This is a genomic window from Thiomicrorhabdus sp. (assembly GCF_963662555.1).
Classification (GTDB): domain Bacteria; phylum Pseudomonadota; class Gammaproteobacteria; order Thiomicrospirales; family Thiomicrospiraceae; genus Thiomicrorhabdus.
The window spans coordinates 1,936,245-1,957,578 of record NZ_OY759719.1; the positions used below are offsets into that span (position 1 = coordinate 1,936,245).

The following is a 21,334-nucleotide window of genomic DNA, read 5'->3' on the forward strand; positions in this document are numbered from 1 at the left end:
ATACACAGAAAATTACCACATCCCACAGACAGATATACAGGCCTGGTAATTTATTGCAAAAACAAAACCAAGGTTTACTATGTTTTATACCTCTGAAAGAGACAAGCTTAGACAATTTTATGTAGATACCTGGCAAAAGGCACGCCATGGTTTACCCATGGATGCCATGGAAACCATGGTGGCTAGAGTGATTGAATTACATCCTGAATATCACGCTATGCTAAGCAATGAAAAACATTTAGGTAATGAATACAAACCCGAAGATGGCGAAACCAATCCTTTTTTACATATGGGTATGCATCTAGGGCTACAAGAACAAGTTTCAATGGACCGCCCTGCTGGTATTCAAGCGGTTTACCAACAACTAGGTGAACGTTTAGGTGATGTTCATAAAACCGAACACGCCATGATGGACTGTTTAGCTGAGTCTTTATGGATCGCTCAACGTGATCAAGTTGAACCAAATGAACAAGCCTATTTACGCTGTTTACAGAATTTACTTTTTAAGTGAGACCTTTACCTGAATTATGAACAAAAGAAAAATGTGAGAAAATTTATACTACTTGAGGCCTGAAACGCAGTTAATAGCTAGCTATTGACAAGTTTTAGAACGAAAAGCAGTGAAATTTTAGCCATTTTTACTTGCTTATAATTCTGTGCAAAGGTCTCTAAATCTATTCTCAATTTTAGCTAGCCAATTTTTTAAGATTAAGGAATCATTTATGTTTTATAACCACCTTAGCAACCAGAAACATTTTTCTGTTTTACCAGGCCTGTTAATTTTAATTATTGGATTTTTAAGCCTATTTTCTTTGCCTACTTATGCTGCAGACAACAATATTTTTGTTAGTCCAAGTTGGTTAAAAAGTCATCAATCTAAAGTCAAAATCATAGATATGAGTGAGCGTGGTAATTATCAAAAATTTCATATTAAAGATGCTCTTTGGGTGAACTATGCTTGGCTAATCAAACCTCAAAATGGTGTCGAATTAAGTGGTGGGCCAAACTATATGGCCGATGTACTTTCTCAATTGGGCATTAAAAACAGTGACAACATTGTTATTTATGATGACATGGGAGGCTTACCTTCAAGTCGTCTTTATTGGGAACTTAAAAAGCTTAATCATGCCCAAGTGCACATTTTAGACGGCGGTATTGTTAGTTGGGTTTTAGCTGGAAATCCGGTGACTCAAAAACGTCCTGTAGCTCCAAGCAAAACCCACTACCAGGCCCCTAAAAAAGATTTAACTAAATCCTTAACGGCTTATAAACAAGATGTTATTAATGCTAAAAAAGACAATGTGGTATTAATTGATGCACGTTCACAGGCCGAATATGTTGGTAACCCTAAACAAAAGCAGAGCGGGCATATTCCGGCTGCCTTATGGTTTGAATGGTCAAACGCGGTTAATTTAAGAGATGGTTACAAGCAATACCCAAAAGAGCAGCTATTACAAAAATTACGTGCCATTGGTGTTTATGATGTTAATCAACTAATTATTGTATATTGCAATACCGCACATAGAGCAGCCCGTAGCTTTACTATGTTAAAAAGCTTAGGCTTTAAAAAAGTAAAACTTTATGACGGCTCGATTCAAGAATATATGATGGATAAGTCTCTGCCTTTAAAACGAAGTGACCGCCCTTAAATAAATGGAACCAGGCCTGGTAAATTGATGCAGCAAGCAAAATTACATCATGCAGAACAGTCTAACTTGCAAAGCGATACTTGTGATGGAGCAAGCGATAGTATAGTAAACACAGCCCCATCTGATAACATTCATGATAATTATCATATCTACACTGATGGTGGTTATTTTGAAAAACTTGACGTTGGTGGCTGGGGTTTGGTTATTTTTAAAAATGACCAAGAAATTCTGCGTGATTCAGGCTGGCAAAAACAGACATCTAGCTTAGAGATGGAACTTTATGCGGCAAAAAAGGCTCTGGAACATATAAATGATATTAGTGATATTAAACAAAACTTTAACTATGATAACGATACTAAATATCAAGAAACCCGCCAATCTAACAAACGTCTAGATTCATCCTCAAAACTAACAAGCAGTTTTTCTATCACCTTATTTACTGACTCTAGAATTTTAATTGAAGGTCTCACAGAAAAATATGCCATGTGGTGTGCTAATCAGTGGCGTGTAAAATCGGGTAAAACCGTAGTTTATAAAGAACTTTGGCAAAGTCTTTCTAAATTAACTCAGCAACAAAAAGTTACCTTACGTTGGATTAAAGGACATAATGGCAACCTGGGTAATACGGTAGCTGATTCATTGGCTAGACAAGCTGTTATTAACAAAACGCAATTTTCTTAAAAATCTATGCAAATACAGCTTAATTCTTTTACATTTTAGCAAGACGAATTTGTTACAAATGGTGAGCAAATACCACTTCAATACTAAGTTGTGGTTACGGTGAGATCTCTAACAAAGTAGTGTCATCCGTTACTCCCTTACCATCAGAAAAATGATTAATTTTCTGAAAGACTTCATTCAATTCTAAATTCTCTTCAATCACTTTAAGTAATAACTCTAAAGTTCTTGTCTCACCAAACTCTTCACCTTTATTATTTTTAACTTCAGCTAATCCATCTGTATAAATAAAAAGTTTGTCGCCAGGAGAAAACGACATTACTTTTGGCGTGAGTTTGTGTTCATGCATATTCATAATGCCTAGGGCGACTGACATTGAGGCAATTTTATCAACTTTATTAGGTTCAACGTACAGACTGCAAGGCATACCAAAGTTCCAAAGTGTGGCTTGTTGATTATTTTTATTCCAATCTATGTACGTCGCTGCTAAAAAATTTTGTGGTAGCAGCTTGCTTACTAGTTCATCATTTATAATTTGTAAAATATCTTCAGCACATCGATTTTGTTGCACATGCGTATAAAATAAAGAAGCGACTAAAGGCCCTGAAATTGCAGCCATAAGTCCATGACCTGTAAAATCGCCCACCAAAATATGTTGATGGTTGTCTGCACTTAAGCTCGACAAAATAATATCACCGTTAGATTTTTCTACAGGAGAAACGACTTGTCTGAGCGACTCCTTATAAAATCGCTTGTCTTGATGCATTGAAGTAATAATATGCTCAATTTGATTACGCTCTTGTTGTAAAACTTGATAACTTTGCTCAAGTAATCTACCCGTAAAATATAACGATAGATGAGTTTCCATCCTGGCCAATAAAATTGATTCGGTAAACGGCTTGGTAATGTAATCTACCGCTCCAATCTGAAACCCTCTTTTTTGATCTTCAACCCCTATTTTAGCGGTTAAAAAAATCACAGGAATATCCTTAGTAAGTGGGTTTTCTTTGAGTTTTTGGCAAACATCATAACCAGATAGACCTGGCATATTTATATCAAGCAGAATTAAATTAGGTTTCTTTTGTTCTACTTCATCAAGACAGGCTTGGCCATTTTCAACCAATTTAAGTTGATAGCGATCTTCTATTAAATCTTGAAGTATCAATCTGTTTAGAGGTTCATCATCTACCGCTAAAACATAAGGTTTGACCACAGGTGATTGACTGATGGTAGGTGTATCTACAAATGTGCTATCAAAAGGATTCATGAGATTTTTAGACATATTTCATCCTATCAGGGCTTCTCGCTGGCAACGTAAATCTAAAAATAACTCCTTTAATAACACCATTTTCGTTCCAATTTTCTGCCCAAATTTTGCCATCATGTGCATCAATTATCTCTTTACTAATCGCTAACCCAAGGCCTGACCCACCTGCACTTTGATAAGCGTTTTTGCTCTGCACAAATTTATTAAAAATAGTATCCAAATCCCCATCATTAATCCCTTTGCCTTCATTCTGTATTGAAAACACTAATGATTCAGACTGAATGTTTTCAACCGATAATGTTATGGTTGAACCTTTAGGAGAGTACACAATGGCATTACTAAGAAGATTAGAGATTACTTGAGCAATTCTATGCGCATCAAAATAAGCCATAAAATCAATGTGTTTTAACTCAACATTAAGCTCTTTGTCATTAATCAATGATTGTTGCTCTAGCAAACAGCTTTCAATAACCGGCTCGATTGTCTGGTAGTTAAAGTCAAAACTCATTAAACCAGACTCTAATTTGGCTGAATCTAATAAATTATCTAACAAACCTATTAAACGCAAACCGCTTAACTGAATATTATTAAAATAGCGCTTTGTAGTCTCTTCACTTATTGAACCAATACGTGACATTCCCATTTCTGCATAACTTAATATTCCATGCAATGGAGTACGAATATCATGCGACATCGTTGCTAAAAAGTCAGATTTAGCCTTATTTGCAGATACCGCCTCTTCTCGTGCAAGATACATCGCTTCTTCTAATATTTTTCGTTCTGATATATCTCTTAAAGCAACATGGATCACTTTTCTGCCATAGTATTCGAGTTGCGTTAATACGACATCTGTCCAAAATTCTTCACCATTGGCTCGACGGTTTAACCACTCATAATGATGTGTGCCTTTGGTTAAACAAAGCTGGAGCATTCTATATCCTTTACGATGAGAAGATTCACCATCAGGCTGGTACTTAGGAGCAAATACTGAATTTGGCAAGCTCAGCAATTTTTGTTTTGACTCATAACCAAACATATCTACCACGGCTTGGTTACAGTCTAATACATGACGACCTTCAGTAATAAAAACTCCATCGGCAGTTTTTTCAAAAAGGGTTTCAAAGGTCTTTTTTTGCTCATTGAGTTGTTTGGTATAAATTTCAATTGCGCGTTGTAATTCTTCATTATCGACAGTTAAGGCTTTATTGCTTATTCTTTCACTCATGTCTCGAGCAAAAGCACACGTTACCCAATCACCATCAACTTTAAATTTAGTTGCTGCCACTTCAACTGGTACGCTGGTACCATTTTTACGTTGATGAATCGTCTCAAATAACACTCTAGTACCTGGATCAAAATCACGACAAATATTAGCTATTTCTTCTGGGGTGTATTTAATATCAATCTGATTGATCTTTTTTTGCAAAAGTTCTTCACGCTCATAACCTAAAAGATGGCAAGTCTGATTATTAACATCTAAAATTTCACCGTCGCAATTCATTAAAAAGTACGCTTCAGAACTCTGATCAATAATCTTATGGTAGCGATTTTCTTGTTCTTGCAAAGAGCCTTGATTACGTGAAAGTTGATATAGATATTTTAAGAAAAGAAACACCACTACACTAAACAGTAAGCTAATTAAGATACCGTCAATCCATACTTTATTTATAGGCCAGCCTTGTAAAGCGTTATAGTCTGGTAAAGATTTAAGATTAACACTCGTGTCAAAAAACCAATCTTGTCCAGCAAAATTAAGGTAATGCTGTTTACTACGAAATAAGGCATCTTTTTTTGAATAATTAGGACCGACTGAAACAAAAGATTGTGTACTGTTTAATGAAGCTAGCTGTGAAAGACGTAATGACTTCTCAATGAGCAAGTTACTTCGAATGAACTTAAAATAATGACCCAAATTTAAAACAATCGCAGTAAACCCTAATAACTTATCAGAACCATTGTAAACTGGTTGATAAATAATAACCGACTGGTCCTGGTTAGAGCCTTGAGCATTATTCAGTGGAACCGTAGCAACTTGCTTTCGAGCAGAAGCTGCAGCATGCATTGCAACTCTTTGAGCTTCATTCGCATAGGCATCTATTCCTATAGCAAGTTTATTTTCAACATAAGGATAAACGTATTTAACAATTGCATAGGCGTCGTTTTCTTTAATTTGTTTATCTAACCGTCCCTCTGCATTCTGTTTTATCACAAAATGATCTAAGCTCAGTTTCTTTCTCATCTCAGCTTTAAATTGATCAATATTTTGTGCCGGAATGACTTCAATCCATTCTATAGTTTGAATCCCTGAATTTAAGTCCAAAAGGGATTTACCCAAAATATCAAAATCGGCTTGAGTAACTTTATCTGAAAGAGTGAATACCGCAGACAAACTATTTAGTCGTTCAAGCTCTCTATTCAGCAGATTTTGTATAACATTAAATGCTTGTAGTGAGTATTGATTAAATTTTGTTTCTAAAGCATGAATATGTTTTTTTTCACTATATTGCAGCCATGATGAAGTCAGTGAAAGCCCTATAGCAAACACGGCAACAGTAATTAGGTAAATTGATTTCATTGAATAAATTTTATTCATGCTATATCCAAAAAAAACAGAAAAAATAACAATATAAACGTGGCCAGTTACAAATATTAAGACCTTTAATATCTTTACAACATCCACCTTTGGTTTTTTATCTTTTTGTTTTTTATCTTTATGTCAATACAGGCCAATACAAACCTCAGCCCTATTTTTTCAGCTTTCAGTTTGTAACACAGTAAAAAATACTTATTTTAACGTATAACCCTAGAGTACCGTATTTTTCTCTATACAATTTGTCAAAGAATAGGCCTAATTGATTTTATAATATAGCCATTAATAACTCATTAATAAGCTAAAGAACCCACAAAAACTTTAAGGGCGAAACTCATCGTAAAATTGATTACGATATGAGTTCAATAATAAAAAATAAATCTACAGCAAAGTTTTACAATCAAAGGAATACATTATGTTAAAAATTGGAGACCAAGTCCCAAACGTTACCAGCCTCAATCAAAACAACGAAGCTGTTAAGCTAAGCGACTACCAAGGTCATAAAAATATTGTGTTGTATTTTTATCCTAAAGACGACACGCCTGGTTGCACGATTGAAGCCAATGATTTCACTAAATTGGCTGCAGAATTTGCGGCTGCGAATACTGTCGTGATTGGAGTGAGTAAAGATGATTGTGGTAGTCACCAAGCTTTTATTGATAAGTTTGGACTTAAGGTCGATTTATTAGCCGATACTTCTGGTGAAGTTTGTGATGCATTTGGTGTATGGCAGTTAAAAGAGAAAAATGGTGTTTCTAAAATGGGAATTGTTCGTTCAACGTTTATTATTAATAAACAAGGCACCCTGACTTATGTTGAATATGGCGTTTCACCAGATGGCCATGCCGCTCAAATGCTCGAGCTTGTAAAAGAACTTTAACAATCTCTTAAAGATCATTGCAACTAACCAAGTCTAGATAAGCATGCCCTGTGACCATCCATATATCGTGAGCATAGGGTGGTAAATCGCTTTTTAGTATGAAGAATTAGGTTTGTTAAGTTGTATCAAACTCGCCCTACTTTAAACTTACGGCCTTTAATTTTATTTTGGTTTAAGCCTTTTACCACTTCAGCTTCATAGCCACGTTCAATTGCTACGTAGCTAGAGTGATCAACCACATCTATTTTGCCAACGTGTTTACCCTCTAACCCAATCTGTTTAGTAATCGCCCCCAATATATCTCCACGGCGTACTTTGTCTTTACGACCACCTGAAATATACAGAGTAACGTATTCTGGTTGAACTCGATTAGAACGTGACTGCGGTAAACGCTCAATGGACTCATACTCAAGTGCATGACCTTGGTAACTGCTTAAATGGTCTAACTTATAACGCTCTTTTTCAGTAAAAAGGGTAATTGCCTTACCTTCCAAGCCTGCACGCCCAGTTCGTCCAATACGGTGAGTGTAAGTCTCTTGATTACGTGGCAGTTCATAGTTAATAACGGCTGGTAAAGCTTCGATATCTAAACCACGAGCGGCAACATCCGTTGCTACTAAGAAGTTGGTGCTATGGTGTTTAAAACGAATCAAAATCTGCTCACGTTCACGCTGTTCCATATCGCCATGCAAAGCAACGGCATCAAAGCCCTTCTCTTCCAGAAAATCCATGACTTCTTGCACCAAGGCTTTGGTGTTACAAAAAATCATCGCATGTTCAAACTCATTGACTGACAATATTCGCACTAAACTCGCCAATTTATCTTTGTGATGACACATATAAAACAGCTGTTCAATACTTGCTGAATCATGATGCGACTCAACTGCAACTTGCATTGGGTTCTTTTGAAAACGGCGACTTATGTATTCAATATCATCCGGAAAGGTTGCTGAGAACAATAAGGTTTGGCGCGTGTGTGGTGTGTAACCAATAATATCGACCATCTCTTCTTTAAAGCCCATCTCTAACATACGGTCAGCTTCATCTAAGACTAAAGTATGAATTTGAGAAATATCCAGGTTATTTTTTTGAATATGATCTTTTAAACGCCCAGGCGTACCCACCACAATATGAGCACCATGTTCTAACGAAGCAATTTGCGGACGCATTGGAATACCGCCCGACAAAACAATGATTTTTATATTAGATTTAAAACGAGCTAAACGTCTAAGCTCTTCAGCAACCTGATTACTTAGCTCTCGTGTTGGACAAATGACCAATCCTTGAACCGTCATATTAGACATATCCAACTTGTTCAGCATAGGAATACCAAACGCCGCTGTTTTACCGCTACCCGTTTTTGCTTGAGCAATTAAATCATGGCCACCTAATGCCAAAGGTAAGGCCTCTTCTTGAATTGGCGTCATCGTTGTATAGCCCAATTGCGTTAGGTTATTTAACTGTGCCTTAGGTAAATCAAGATGTTCAAAATTGCTTGGCATGGGAATACTCATTTAATTGGAATGGGATAGTTATGTTTTTTGCTTTTTTGTTTTTTTAATACGAAGACACGAAGAAATGAAAATTAAAAGCTGATTTGTAAAAAGCGCAATCAAACTATGATTTCAAAATTTAACAAGATTGCATAAAACAAATACATAAAACCTTCGTGCTTTCGTGTCTTTTCTGCTTTTCAGCTGAGCACTTCGTTTATTGGTTCAGATATTCATTACCAAACGTGTTTACTAGCGTAGTACGAAAACGCCGCCATAAATGCCGTTTCTTGGAATTTTTTAAGCCCTGTTTCCGCAAAACTGATTGGCAGAGGGTAATGTTTTAAGTGCACTTTTTGGTCTGTTGGATTCATTAAAACCACCTTTAAGTCACTCGCTAATTGAATGGCCGCTTCGAGCTTAAAACCATTAGCACCACCGGCAAATTTACCGCGTTTCATACGTTCTTTAATCACAACCGTATCAATTTGGTAATCTTTCATTAGCTGTACAAACGTCTTTTGAAAATATTGCAAATCATTAGATGTATCTGGGTTTTGACAAGTTACTCGACGTACACGGCAGTCAGGTAAATTAAATATCTCATTATCTACCGTTAATAGGCAGATGATCGCATCATTGCCTGTTAGTTCGACCCCACAAATTCGCATCATTTTATGTGTTCCTTTTACTTAATCACCTTTAATAAAGCTGATTATTTTTTAGACCAAGTATCGCGTAATGCAACCGTACGGTTATAAACTTGATTATCACCAGATTGATTGTCTCGGCAGAAATAACCTTCACGCTCAAACTGATAAGCTTTTTCTGGCTCTGAATTTGCCAGGCCTGGTTCTACAAAACCATGTTTAATGGTTAATGATTCCGGATTAATCACCGATTCAAAATCATCTTCTTTTGCTGGATTCTCAACGGTAAACAAACGATCATATAATCTAAACTCCGCTGGGATTGCTTTCGTTGCCTCTACAAAGTGAATAACACCTTTAACCTTACGTCCATCCGCTGGATTTTTACCATGCGTTTCAGGGTCATAAGTACAGTAAACAGTGGTAACATTGCCATCGGCATCGTAGTCAGCTCGTTCGCCTTTAATCACATACGCATTACGTAAACGCACTTCTTTGTTTAAGGCCAAACGCATGAATTTACCGTTTGGTGCAACTTCAGTAAAGTCCGCTCGATCAATATATAACTCACGACCAAAGAAAATCTCACGTTTACCCATCTCTTCATTTTGCGGATGGATTGGTGCCATTAATGCTTGAGGTTCACCCTCATAGTTTTCAATCACTAATTTAATAGGGTCTAACACCGCCATTGAACGAGGAGCAACCACATTTAAATCATCACGTACTGCGGCTTCTAAAATAGTCATTTCAGTCATACTATCTACTTTAGAGATACCAATACGTTCTGCAAAATCGCGAATCGATGCCGATGTATAACCACGACGACGCATCCCAGAAATGGTTGGCATACGTGGGTCATTCCAACCTTCTACTAAGTTATCGTCCACCAACTGATGCAATTTACGTTTAGACATCACAGTGTATTCAAGATTTAAACGTGAAAACTCATATTGATGCGGACGGTCAGGTTTTTGGAAGTCGTTTAAATTATCTAACACCCAATCATACAAACGACGGTTATCTTGAAACTCTAATGTGCACAATGAGTGAGTCACACCCTCAATACCATCTGAGATACAGTGTGCATAATCGTACATAGGGTAGATACACCACTTGTCACCCGTTTGGTGATGGTGTTCAAAACGCACACGGTATAACGTTGGATCACGCATACACATAAATGAAGACGCCATATCAATCTTGGCACGTAATACACATTCACCCTCTTTAAACTCACCATTTTTCATTTTGGTAAATAGGGTTAAATTTTCTTCAACAGAGGTATCGCGATATGGGCTATCTTTACCTGGCTCTTTTAAGTTACCGCGATATTCACGAGTCTCTTCTGCATTTAAGAAGCAAACATACGCTAAACCTTTTTCAATTAATTCAACAGCATATGCATAAAACTGATCAAAATAGTTAGAAGAGTAACAAACCTCACCGGCCCAATGAAAACCTAACCAGCTGACATCTTGCTTAATTGAATCAACATATTCCATGTCTTCTTTAGCGGGGTTGGTATCATCAAAACGTAAATTACATTTACCTTTATAATCTTCAGCTAAACCGAAGTTTAAGCAGATTGATTTAGCATGGCCAATATGCAAATAGCCATTAGGCTCTGGTGGAAAACGCGTCTGCACTGCATCATGCTTATGAGTGCTTAGATCTTCATTGATAATATTGCGAATAAAATTAACTGGGCGTTCAACTGCTTCGGACTTACCGTTGTTACTCATCTATTTAAAACCTGTTCAAATGCGGGTGTGACAAACCTAATATTGTATTAGGCTTGTAAAGAAATTAATGCCGCAAATTATAGCACTAAAGAGAGCCTGTTATTCAAGATAACGTAGTCTTTACAGAGACTAATTTTTGGCAAATAAACACATAATAAAAAACACTTTTAACTTATAGTTACCAAACTTTTTAGACACCAAGCATACCAGGCCTGGTAAATTCAAAGTTAAGATTACTGCGAACGACAGCCACAAACATTATAATTGACCCAATTTACCTGTAAGAGAACTTAAAATGGCCCTAGCTTGTGCAAGACACATTTTGGTAAAAACCAAAGATGAAGCCGATAAAATCAAACAACAATTAGCAAAAGGAGCTGACTTTGCCACTTTAGCTAAAAAACATTCTTTGTGCCCATCTAAAAAGAAAGGCGGAAACTTAGGTGAGTTTGCACCAGGGACAATGGTAAAAGCGTTTGATAATGTGGTATTTAAATTACCCGTTTTAACTGTTCACGGCCCAATCAAAACCAAGTTTGGTTATCATCTTATTGAAACCATTTATCGAAGTTAATCCACCCTCAAAGACTTAAAGGAAACACATTGCGTTTTATTAAAGGTTTACTGTTAGTTATTGTTTTTATCTTTTTAAAGATTATCCACCTCCTGTTTAAAGGTTCACGCAAAACGGTTGATATTGGTGTAGATGCCTATAAATCTGTTAAAAACAGTGATAGTTTTGACGAGGCTTACAAAAACTTTACAACCAATCAATACAGTAAATCTCGTTTAAGTGTGCCAGAAGAGATTATTGCTCTTATGGCGAAAGTCGCCAAAAGTGATGGACAAATTAGTCGCCTAGAAGTTGAATTCATGAGCGACACCATCAAATCAATGGCTCATGCTATGCAACAAGCGGGTCTGCCAAACACGATTATTGAAGTCGCTAAAAAACGCCTATTCGCCTTAGCGAATCAAGCCAAAAAAGATGACAACCCTACTTCTTATTATTGCCAATCCTTAAAACAAGCTGGCATTGAAGTACGCCGTGGTGCTTTATTGCAAATGATTTCTTTTGCCTCTTTAGATGGCTTGTCAGACAATACCAAACAGCTTATTTTTGAAATTGGTGAGTTGTTTGAATTTAGCGAAGAAGAAATCAAACTCTTTATTGATCAGGTTCGTGGCGGTACTGCAGGTTCTTATGCCAATACATTTCAAGACAAAGATCCATATCAAATATTGGAATGTAAAGAATCTGATGATTTTTCAATCATCAAGAAGTCTTACCGTAAATTAGTGAAACAACATCATCCAGACTTTATGCACGGTCAAGGAATGGAGGATAAAGATATTCAGCAAGCTACTGAAAAAATGCAGGATATCAATGCGGCGTATGAAGAGATTAAACGCCGCAGAGGTGAGTAGTTAAAACAAACTATAAGGCAAAAAGTCGTGCCTATTTTTGTAAAAGTGCGTTTGCGTGATAAGCGATATGTTCACCAATAAATGTGGCAATAAAATGATAGCTATGATCGTAACCATCCTGCATTCTTAATTGCAATTTTATGCCTTTATTTTCACACGCTTTTTGTAAACTTTCTGGCTGCAACTGACCTTCTGTTAAAAACTCATCCGCTGTACCTTGATCTACCAAAATCTCTGGACAAAAAGCACCATCTTCTATCAGTTTAACCGCATCATAATCCGCCCAGTCTTTCAGGTTTTCTTCGCCTAAATACGCGTTAAAACAACCTTGCCCCCAACCACAATGCATAGGATGACAAATGGGCGAAAAAGCAGAAACAGACTTAAAGGCCTCTGGATTTTTTAATGCACATATTAATGCACCATGCCCACCCATTGAGTGGCCACTAATCGATTTCAGCCCTGTAATTATGGGTAAATATTGCTCAACTAAATCGGGTAATTCGGCAGTAACATAATCATACATTTGATAGTGTTGTGCCCAAGGTTCTTGAGTTGCATTTACATAAAACCCTGCACCTTTTCCTAAATCATAGCGTTCTTCGTCATCTGCTACATCGTCACCACGTGGGCTAGTGTCTGGCATCACTAAGGCAATACCATGCTCGGCAGCATAACGTTGTGCCCCCGCTTTAACTCGCACATTATCATCAGTACAGGTTAACCCTGATAACCAGTACAAAGCAGGAACAGCCTTAGTTTCTGCTTGCGGCGGTAAATATACTGAAAATGTCATATTACATTTGCAGGTATCTGAATAGTGAGTGTAGCGATTTAAAAAACCACCAAATTCCTTAATACTTTCTATCTGTTTGATTTTTTGATTCATTTCGTTTTCCCTTATTTTTAAAAATAGTTTTCTTTCAGCAAGAGCTATCTTAAAAAATAATCACTGAGCGAATACTTTCTCCGCTGTGCATGAGATCAAAAGCTTTGTTAATGTCTTCTAACCCCATGGTATGAGTTACCATGGAATCCAATTCAATTTCACCATTCATGTATCTATCAACATAACCTGGTAGTTCAGTACGCCCTTTGACGCCTCCAAAAGCACTACCTTGCCAAGTACGACCTACGACTAAGTTAAATGGACGGGTAGAAATCTCTTGGCCTGCACCAGCTACACCAATAACGGTAGAAACTCCCCAACCCATACGAGTACATTCAAGCGCATCACGCATGACATCGACATTACCAATACACTCAAATGAGTAATCAACACCACCTTTAGTAATCTCTGCAATGTATTCACTAACTTTGCCGTCTACACTTCTAGGATTTACAAAATCAGTTGCCCCTAATGCTTTGGCCATTTCCCATTTACTAGGATTAATATCGACAGCAATAATACGAGAAGCTTTAGCCATGACGGCACCTTGAATACAAGAAAGACCAATCCCGCCTAAACCAAAAACGGCTACAGTAGATCCTGGTTCAACCTTAGCTGTATTAAGAACGGCACCAATTCCCGTCGTCACACCGCAACCAAGCAAACACACTTTTTCAAGAGGTGCGGCTTTATTAATTTTTGCTAGAGCGATTTCTGGAACAACGGTATATTCTGAAAAAGTCGAACAGCCCATATAGTGATAAATAGGCTTACCATTTTTTGAAAAACGACGGGTTCCATCTGGCATGTAGCCAGTCCAAACCGTACTAGCAATCGATTGACATAAATTGCTTTTAGTTGAATTGCAATATTCACACTCACCGCACTCAGGAATATACAGAGGAATTACATGGTCGCCAGGTTTTAAATCTTTAACACCAGGGCCACATTCAACCACCTCACAACCACCTTCATGCCCTAAAATCGCTGGGAAAACGCCTTCTGGATCATCACCAGATAAAGTAAATGCATCAGTATGACAAACACCCGATGCAATCACCTTTAATAACACCTCTCCCTCTCTAGGTGCTTCTACTTCAACTTCTTCAATTTCTAACGGTTGTTTTGGTGCCCAGGCAACTGCTGCTTTGCATTTCATTTCTGATGTCCTTGTATATTTAATTAGCGGCTATAATTTGCTATTGAATTTATTGGTAAATTCACAAAAAATTTGTATTCATACTACTACAAAATAGGCGTGGAACCACAGAAAATAACAAATAATAAATGAACGCAACTCCACGCTTATCAAAATAAAAATGATTCAGAAATAACTAGATAAGAAATCGGGTAAAAACAGATACTCTGATAATGTCAGAAAATGGCTTTTACCTACAATATGGAAGATATAGAAAAAATTAGAAATATAGAGCCGTCTATTTATCTAGACAAAAGAGCTACCAAACTAAATCGTCTGGGATTTCAAATTTTGCGTAGTAGTCTTTGTCTTCTTGAGACATTGAATCATCTGAGGTCGTTAATCCAATCAACACAGATTCATCTCGTTGTTTAATTTTTTCAGCAACTTCTGCAGAAACTAAAGCATAACCACCTTTAAAACGAGCAATGCGCAATGCATCACGGCTTAATTGTTTATGTGTTTTAGTGTTCACATTTAGGGTTTTTACTAAAGAATCATCCACAAAATTATAGGCCATATCACCTTCATAATTTTTGAGCTGATTAGATTCTATAATTTGCAATAACTCGGCCTGCTTAGCCTTTTCCGCCTGCTCTTGCTGACGTTGTAAATTTAGCTGGCGATCATGTTCGGCCTTTTCTTGTGCCACTTTAGCAGCTAGTTGTGCCGACTCACTTACAACAACTTGACCTTTCTTGGTTTTATTGGCTTTGTTTTTTTTAGACTGTTGCTGTTTTTCACGCTGAATCTGTTTAGCTTTTTTATCATTTACCAAACCAGAATTTTTCAACTGATCAAAGAGTGAACCTGCCATAATTTTGCCTACCGTTTCTTTTAATGATTTTTTATGTGGCGGTATTTTACCCTATTGCTTGTTCTGACAAAAACAAACCAAATTAAGAATAGCCAATTTTTAAAACTTCGTGGCTATGGTGCTATCTTTTAATTGTGAACTTCTACGATATAAATAAATGGAGAGATGAAGATACAAAGAGATAAAGTGACTATGTCTTTAAAATTACCAGGCCTGGTATATTTTTGATTCTTGTATTTAGCCTCATATTTTTTGGTGTATGAGACAGTCGTATCAAGCAAAAGAAAAATTAAAAATATCTTCTAACTTTAAAAATCTTCGTGTCTTCGTGACATCCTGGTTAAAATAGGCCTGATTAAAATAACCTAGTTACAGAAACAATACTAAATCCGTTTTAAAACTGAAAACCTATAATTGAGAACAATACTTCCGTGATTCCCGCTGATTCGCTTATCCCTTTTATTATTGCCTCACTGGTACTAATTAACTCTCCTGGCCCCGATCTTATTTTTGTCATTACTCAATCGGCAATTCATGGACCAAAAACAGGGATTTCAGTCACACTCGGTTTGGTTTCAGGTCTTATCTTTCATACTTCATTAGTCGCCTTTGGCGTAGCGGCAATCATACTCGCCTCCCATCTTGCTTTTACGGTACTTAAAGCACTCGGAACTATTTACCTTCTTTATTTGGCGTGGCAAGCCTTTAACGCACATTCCGAAAAACTAAAAGCAGAGAAAAATATTCCCAAAACAGCGTTCCAACTCTATCGACGCGGAATTATTATGAATATCACTAATCCAAAAGTGACGGTTTTCTTTTTGGCCTTTTTACCGCAATTTGTTTCAGCTGAAAACGGTCCAGTAATTTCACAGGTCTTTATGCTTGGGGCCATTTTTATGGCATTGGGTTTAGGCTCATTTATTACCATTTCATTGGTTGCTGGCAAATTAGGGAATTGGTTAAATCAATCAGAAAAAGCTCAACTTTATTTAAATCGTATTGCAGGTTTGGTATTTGTAGGATTAGCGATCAACCTATTAATATAAACTCATTGATATTCATTCTAGATCTACAAGAAAAAATGAGACTTGATGATTGTGAGCATCTGCTTAAAAAGCATATAAAAAGGCCTTTTATAGAGTATTTTTAGACCGTTTTGGCGTATTAACCGTAAAAATAATTAGCAGTAAAAGATGATTATTTTCATATATTTGAGTATCATTCCCTACTTATTATTTTTTACTTGTTAATTTTACTTATTATCATTAAACCGAGAAACTATGTATTTAGACGCTTTTCATGTTATTCAGAACAATTTAATTAAAATCACACCTGAACAAGGCAGCCGTTTTGCCAAAGAAATTTCAGATGACTTTAACCCTTTACACAATCCAGATTCTAAGCGTTTTTGTGTGCCTGGTGACTTATTATTTGCGTTAACGTTGGCTCGTCTTGGTTTATCGAAAAAGATGATATTCAATTACACAGGCATGGTCGGTAAAGGTGTTGAACTGAGCATTCCAGATACCAATGAACCCAGCTTCACCATTAAAGATGGTAACGATAAACCCTATTTAAATGTCACACGTGATGGTGAAATCAGTCAAGATATGACACTCATTGAAGCGTTTTCCAAAGCCTATGTGGCATTTTCTGGACGCAGTTTTCCGCATATTTTAGTGCCATTAATGCAGAAACATAATGTCATGATTAACCCACAGAGACCGATGGTTATCTATGAAAGCATGGCTTTTGAATTTGACAACTTTGATGTTAGTCACCCCGCACTTGAACTAAATAATAGCGAATTAGTTGTAGATGGAAAGCGTGGCACCGTTCGCTTAGAATTTGCCATTATGGATCAAGATGTACAAGTGGGTAAAGGGTATAAAACCATGGTGATGAGCGGTTTACGTGAATACGACCAGCCACAGGTAGATACGTTAATTGAATTATATGAATCATCAAAAACCCATTACGTTGCATAGTTTCATAGTTGTATAGTTGTATAACTAATACTTTAAGAGATGTGGGGAGGCTATATAAACCTACCCCACAAAAAACAGGCTCCTCTCTCCACGCCTTTTGTCCTGACCAGGCATTTCTACTTCCTCCTCGCTCCTTAAACCGATAAACCTAACTAAAACGCTTGCATTTGCTCAGTATACTTGTAGAATTTCTGATTTTCAGGTGCTTGAAACTTTTTTATAAAAAATAAAGTCTCGAGTTAAACGGGAAGATTGGTGCACCAGGCCTAACTTAGCAAAAGCTTTGTTTAACCTTGTAAATCCTACGCTGCCCCCGCAACGGTGATAGAGAAAACAGATTACTTTGCCATTGGAACTTTAGTTCTGAGAAGGCAATCTGAAATTGCTCTTAAGCCCGGATACCGGCCTGAAAATGGAGTGTATCGCCTTTATTTTGTTTTTATTTTTAAAGCGATATCTCAAAACCGATTGCGGTGGGCAATACGGAGATAAGCCAAATACACCAATGTTTTTAACATTCACTAGAGTAATTTATCTTACCAGGCCTTTACACCCCCTTGCGGGGTGTGGTAACCATCATTTACCACGCCTGTCCGTTTGCCTTCGTTCATTTATGAATAGAAGGAAAATCATGAAACTTTCAAAAATCTCTGCGGCTATTTTAGTTGCTTTTTCATCATCAGCCATAGCTGATGCCACATCTCTTAATAATATTGTTATTTCTGCAAATAACATGGCTCAAGACGTTAATTCAGTCACTAGCCAAATTTCAGTGATATCACGAGAAGAAATTGAACAAAAAAATTATCAAACTTTAGGCGAAGCCGTTAGAACGGTACCTGGTGTATCGGTTAAAAGCACTGGTGGTTTAGGTAAATCAAGTTCAATTTTTATTAGAGGATCCTCTTCCTCAGATCGCCAAGTATTAATTTTAATTGATGGCATAGAACAGACCGATCCAGCTGGCTATGGAGCAAACGTTGCCAATATGTTATTGAGTAATGTAGAACGTATAGAAATCTTAAAAGGCCCGCAGTCTGGTGTTTGGGGAGCAAATGCTTCAGCCGGTGTGATTAATATCATTACCACCAAAGGCCAAAAAATGGCCAATGTAAATGTTGAATTAGGCTCAAATAACACCAAAAAAATCTCTACTACTCTAGGAGCCAATAACAAGCAGTTTGATTTTGCTATTCATTTTGACCACATTGACACAGACGGGTTTACCGCAGTAAAACCCTATAAAGGGGATGAAAAAGATTACGAAAGTGATGGCTTTGAGCAAACTGACCTCTCTTTTAAGATGGGCTTAAACATCACTCCCGCTCATCGTATTGAAACAATGATTAAAACCCTAACCGCTGATAATCAATATGACCCGTCAAGCAATCCTGATGGTGACACTGACAGCAACAGCAATGAGATTACCACCCGCCAACTGCAATATTTATATAAACAAGATCAAATCAATGGCCGTCTATTTGTTAACCAACAAATCTTAAATAGTTCTTTTAGTAGCGGTTATCAAACTGAGGGATTAATTGAAAATCTTGGCGGGCAATTAGGTTATCAATATGGCAAAAAAAATGCCTTAAATATCTCAATTGAGAAAAAGCATTCTAGAGATGTATTAAGCAAAACCGAATATACCAATATGGGTTATGCCATCGCAAATAGCCATTATTTAACTCCTTCACTCGTTTTAAACGAGGCATTACGTTATGACGAATATGACAAATTTGATAACGCAACCACTGGTAAATTAGGCTTCAAAAACCAATTTACGGATCAAGTTTTTGTGGCCGCTAATTACGGCACTGGCTATAACGCCCCTTCTATATATCAAGTGACTAGAACAAGTAACCCTTCTGAACTTAAACCAGAATCGGTTGAAGGTTATGAATTTACTTTGGGAGCTTATGGTGCCGAAATTACCTATTTTAATAGCGTGACTAAAGACTTACTTGAAGGGCAAGGTTTTTGGCCGAATAACTATGTTATTAATGCCGATGGAAAAACAACCTCAGAAGGTTGGGAGCTAAGCTACCAGCAAGAGATTAACTCTATTGATACGCATTTTACGATGAACGCAACTTGGCTAACAGCCAAAAACTCTGATGGAGAACTGAAGGCCTATATCCCTCAGCAACAAGCTAATGTAAGTCTTGATAACTACAGCATTAATAATCTACATCTTGGTTTAGAAACTCGTTATATAGGTAAAAATTATTCAGCTAACGATGAATTAGGTGCTCAAATTGGTGAGTATTTTGTGACTGATTTCAATGCGGATTACCAAGTGAATAAAAACTTAAATCTGTATGCCAAAGTAGTCAATCTTACCGATGAAGATTATGTAACCAGTGTAGCCGACTACCCTGCTACCAATATTACGCCTAATTATGTTTATGCTAATGGTGGCCGTCAATTCTTTATTGGTATACGTGGCAACCTATAATGAATAAGACGTTATAAACCATGAACACGAAAAATTCATCGCACTGCTTAAACTGCTTAATGATTCAAGGCTGCACATCGGATGCAGGTAAGAGTACTTTAGTTGCGGGATTATGTCGTGTTCTGGCAAGACGTAATTATTCAATTGCCCCATTTAAACCCCAAAATATGGCACTGAATAGTGCCGTTACCCCTTGCGGTGGAGAAATTGGCCGCGCCCAAGCCTTACAAGCTCAAGCCGCTAAAGTTCCCCTCTCTATTCATATGAATCCTGTACTTTTAAAACCCAATACCGATACGGGTGCTCAAGTGATTTTGCAAGGGCACTCCATTGGTAATTTAGAAGCACTGGATTACCATGACTATAAACCCAAAGCCGCAAAAGCGGTTTTCGATTCCTTTCACATTCTGAGTAAACAGTACCAAACTATTTTAGTTGAAGGAGCTGGTAGCCCTGCTGAAGTCAATTTACGTAAAGGCGATATCGCCAATATGGGATTTGCTGAAGAAGTGGATTGCCCAGTTATTTTAATTGCTGATATTGATAAAGGTGGCGTATTTGCTCACATTATTGGCACATTGGCTTGTTTATCAGAATCTGAAAGAGATCGAATAAAAGGTTTTGTCATTAACCGTTTTAGAGGTGATATTGCTTTACTTCAAGACGGTTTAGACTGGCTTGAGGCCAAAACCAATAAACCGATATTAGGTGTTCTACCCTATTTACACGGTTTGCAACTCGATGCTGAAGACGCTATTTCTGAAACCGTCTCTGAGTATAAAAAACCAAAACGCTTTAAAATCATTGCTCCTCTTTTGCCTCATATCAGCAACCATACCGATTTTGATGCTTTACGATTTCATCCAGACATTGATTTTGAATACATCCGTCACCAACAAGCTATTCCCCCTGCTGATTTAATTATTTTGCCTGGCAGTAAAAATGTTAGTTTTGACCTTAACTGGCTAATTGAACAAGGTTGGCAAACTCAAGTTTCAAAACATCTCAGATACGGTGGCAAACTGATTGGTATTTGCGGTGGCTTACAAATGTTAGGTAATTGGATATTTGATCCAAATGGCATTGAAAGCTCAAATTTAAAACAACCAGGCCTGGGAATTTGTGATTATGAAACCACTTTACAACCTCAAAAAACCTTAAAGCAAGTTAATGGTGTACTGCACATTAACCATAAACAGGTTAAGGTTTCAGGCTACGAGATTCATTGCGGCGTAACGAGTTTTTCAGCTGATTATCTAGCCGATTATCCAACTGATTACCCAACTAATTGTGCAACTCATGATCCAGCCAGAGGTTCAAATATAAACCAGCCTGCCATTGAATTAGATAATCAACAAACGAATGGTATGATTTCTGCAGATAATCAAATATTTACCACCTATTTACACGGTATTTTTGACACGCCACAAGCATTAAACGAGATATTAACTTGGGCAGGCTTTGCAACGGAAATTCTGTTTGATAAAAATAACCATCAAGAACAACAAATTAACCGTCTGGCAGATATGCTTGAAGAAAATTTAAATCTACAAGCGGTTTTAACCATTATGCAATCAAACAACATTAACTCTTAATTAATC

General features: G+C 37.1%; 18 protein-coding genes and 1 riboswitch. Of the genes, 10 read left to right on the plus strand and 8 right to left on the minus strand.

From position 1 onward, the window contains the following. Positions 1–79: 79 nt before the first annotated feature. From ACORJQ_RS08600 to ACORJQ_RS08610, 3 genes are all read left to right on the plus strand, one after another. A complete protein-coding gene (locus tag ACORJQ_RS08600) occupies positions 80–511 on the plus strand; it encodes a DUF1841 family protein (RefSeq protein ID WP_321323690.1) in 432 nt (143 codons plus the stop codon). 211 nt (positions 512–722) lie between these two features. Then, positions 723–1,649 (plus strand): sulfurtransferase, encoded by a 927-nt coding sequence (locus tag ACORJQ_RS08605; RefSeq protein ID WP_321323692.1) that lies wholly within the window; start codon positions 723–725, stop codon positions 1,647–1,649. A gap of 27 nt (positions 1,650–1,676) precedes the next feature. Then, entirely contained in the window at positions 1,677–2,330 is a 654-nt protein-coding gene (locus tag ACORJQ_RS08610) for a ribonuclease H family protein (RefSeq protein ID WP_321323693.1), read from the plus strand. A 94-nt stretch (positions 2,331–2,424) separates the two neighbouring features. Here the strand turns inward: ACORJQ_RS08610 and ACORJQ_RS08615 are convergent, their stop codons facing one another. Further along, the gene (locus tag ACORJQ_RS08615) at positions 2,425–3,609 is read right to left on the minus strand and encodes a SpoIIE family protein phosphatase (protein WP_321323695.1); all 1,185 of its coding nucleotides are present in this window, start codon (positions 3,607–3,609) and stop codon (positions 2,425–2,427) included. Then, positions 3,602–6,187 (minus strand): PAS domain S-box protein, encoded by a 2,586-nt coding sequence (locus ACORJQ_RS08620; protein ID WP_321323697.1) that lies wholly within the window; start codon positions 6,185–6,187, stop codon positions 3,602–3,604. Before ACORJQ_RS08620 ends, ACORJQ_RS08615 begins: the two co-directional genes overlap by 8 nt. A 412-nt stretch (positions 6,188–6,599) precedes the next feature. On the opposite strand from ACORJQ_RS08620, the gene ACORJQ_RS08625 reads away from it, so the two are divergent. Beyond that, positions 6,600–7,064, plus strand: coding sequence for a peroxiredoxin (locus tag ACORJQ_RS08625; protein ID WP_321323698.1), 465 nt, complete (start codon positions 6,600–6,602; stop codon positions 7,062–7,064). Positions 7,065–7,189: 125 nt separating this feature from the next. On the opposite strand, the gene dbpA is transcribed toward ACORJQ_RS08625, so the two are convergent. The 3 genes from dbpA to glnS form a co-directional block, all read right to left on the minus strand. After that, the gene (gene dbpA, locus ACORJQ_RS08630) at positions 7,190–8,566 is read right to left on the minus strand and encodes an ATP-dependent RNA helicase DbpA (RefSeq protein WP_321323700.1); all 1,377 of its coding nucleotides are present in this window, start codon (positions 8,564–8,566) and stop codon (positions 7,190–7,192) included. A 227-nt stretch (positions 8,567–8,793) separates the two neighbouring features. Next, positions 8,794–9,231 carry a DUF3010 family protein gene (locus ACORJQ_RS08635; protein ID WP_321323702.1) on the minus strand — a complete coding sequence of 146 codons (438 nt, stop codon included), beginning with the start codon at positions 9,229–9,231 and terminating at the stop codon, positions 8,794–8,796. Between the two features lie 41 nt (positions 9,232–9,272). Continuing rightward, positions 9,273–10,952 carry a glutamine--tRNA ligase gene (gene glnS, locus ACORJQ_RS08640; protein ID WP_321323704.1) on the minus strand — a complete coding sequence of 560 codons (1,680 nt, stop codon included), beginning with the start codon at positions 10,950–10,952 and terminating at the stop codon, positions 9,273–9,275. 295 nt (positions 10,953–11,247) lie between these two features. Here glnS and ACORJQ_RS08645 point away from each other — a divergent pair, with 295 nt between their 5' ends. Together ACORJQ_RS08645 and ACORJQ_RS08650 are read left to right on the plus strand one after the other, a co-directional pair. Further along, entirely contained in the window at positions 11,248–11,526 is a 279-nt protein-coding gene (locus tag ACORJQ_RS08645; RefSeq protein WP_321323705.1) for a peptidylprolyl isomerase, read from the plus strand. Between the two features lie 29 nt (positions 11,527–11,555). Then, positions 11,556–12,380, plus strand: a complete 825-nt coding sequence (locus ACORJQ_RS08650) for a DnaJ domain-containing protein (RefSeq protein ID WP_321323707.1) — start codon at positions 11,556–11,558, stop codon at positions 12,378–12,380. A 31-nt stretch (positions 12,381–12,411) separates the two neighbouring features. Here ACORJQ_RS08650 and fghA read toward each other — a convergent pair whose 3' ends face one another. The 3 genes from fghA to ACORJQ_RS08665 form a co-directional block, all read right to left on the minus strand. Next, the gene (gene fghA, locus ACORJQ_RS08655; protein ID WP_420719580.1) at positions 12,412–13,257 is read right to left on the minus strand and encodes an S-formylglutathione hydrolase; all 846 of its coding nucleotides are present in this window, start codon (positions 13,255–13,257) and stop codon (positions 12,412–12,414) included. Between the two features lie 61 nt (positions 13,258–13,318). Continuing rightward, positions 13,319–14,428: an S-(hydroxymethyl)glutathione dehydrogenase/class III alcohol dehydrogenase gene (locus ACORJQ_RS08660; protein ID WP_321323711.1), complete on the minus strand. Its 1,110-nt coding sequence runs from the start codon at positions 14,426–14,428 to the stop codon at positions 13,319–13,321. 298 nt (positions 14,429–14,726) lie between these two features. After that, entirely contained in the window at positions 14,727–15,284 is a 558-nt protein-coding gene (locus ACORJQ_RS08665; protein ID WP_321323713.1) for a DUF2058 domain-containing protein, read from the minus strand. Between the two features lie 431 nt (positions 15,285–15,715). Between ACORJQ_RS08665 and ACORJQ_RS08670 the strand changes: the two genes are divergently transcribed. From ACORJQ_RS08670 to ACORJQ_RS08685, 4 genes are all read left to right on the plus strand, one after another. Next, positions 15,716–16,333 carry a LysE family translocator gene (locus tag ACORJQ_RS08670; RefSeq protein ID WP_321323714.1) on the plus strand — a complete coding sequence of 206 codons (618 nt, stop codon included), beginning with the start codon at positions 15,716–15,718 and terminating at the stop codon, positions 16,331–16,333. A gap of 234 nt (positions 16,334–16,567) precedes the next feature. Next, positions 16,568–17,275: a DUF3581 domain-containing protein gene (locus ACORJQ_RS08675; RefSeq protein ID WP_321323716.1), complete on the plus strand. Its 708-nt coding sequence runs from the start codon at positions 16,568–16,570 to the stop codon at positions 17,273–17,275. A 183-nt stretch (positions 17,276–17,458) separates the two neighbouring features. Beyond that, positions 17,459–17,700: riboswitch (cobalamin riboswitch) on the plus strand. A 206-nt stretch (positions 17,701–17,906) separates the two neighbouring features. After that, positions 17,907–19,733: a TonB-dependent receptor plug domain-containing protein gene (locus tag ACORJQ_RS08680; protein WP_321323718.1), complete on the plus strand. Its 1,827-nt coding sequence runs from the start codon at positions 17,907–17,909 to the stop codon at positions 19,731–19,733. Positions 19,734–19,753: 20 nt separating this feature from the next. Next, positions 19,754–21,328, plus strand: coding sequence for a cobyric acid synthase (locus ACORJQ_RS08685; protein ID WP_321323719.1), 1,575 nt, complete (start codon positions 19,754–19,756; stop codon positions 21,326–21,328). The last annotated feature ends 6 nt before the right edge of the window (positions 21,329–21,334 follow it).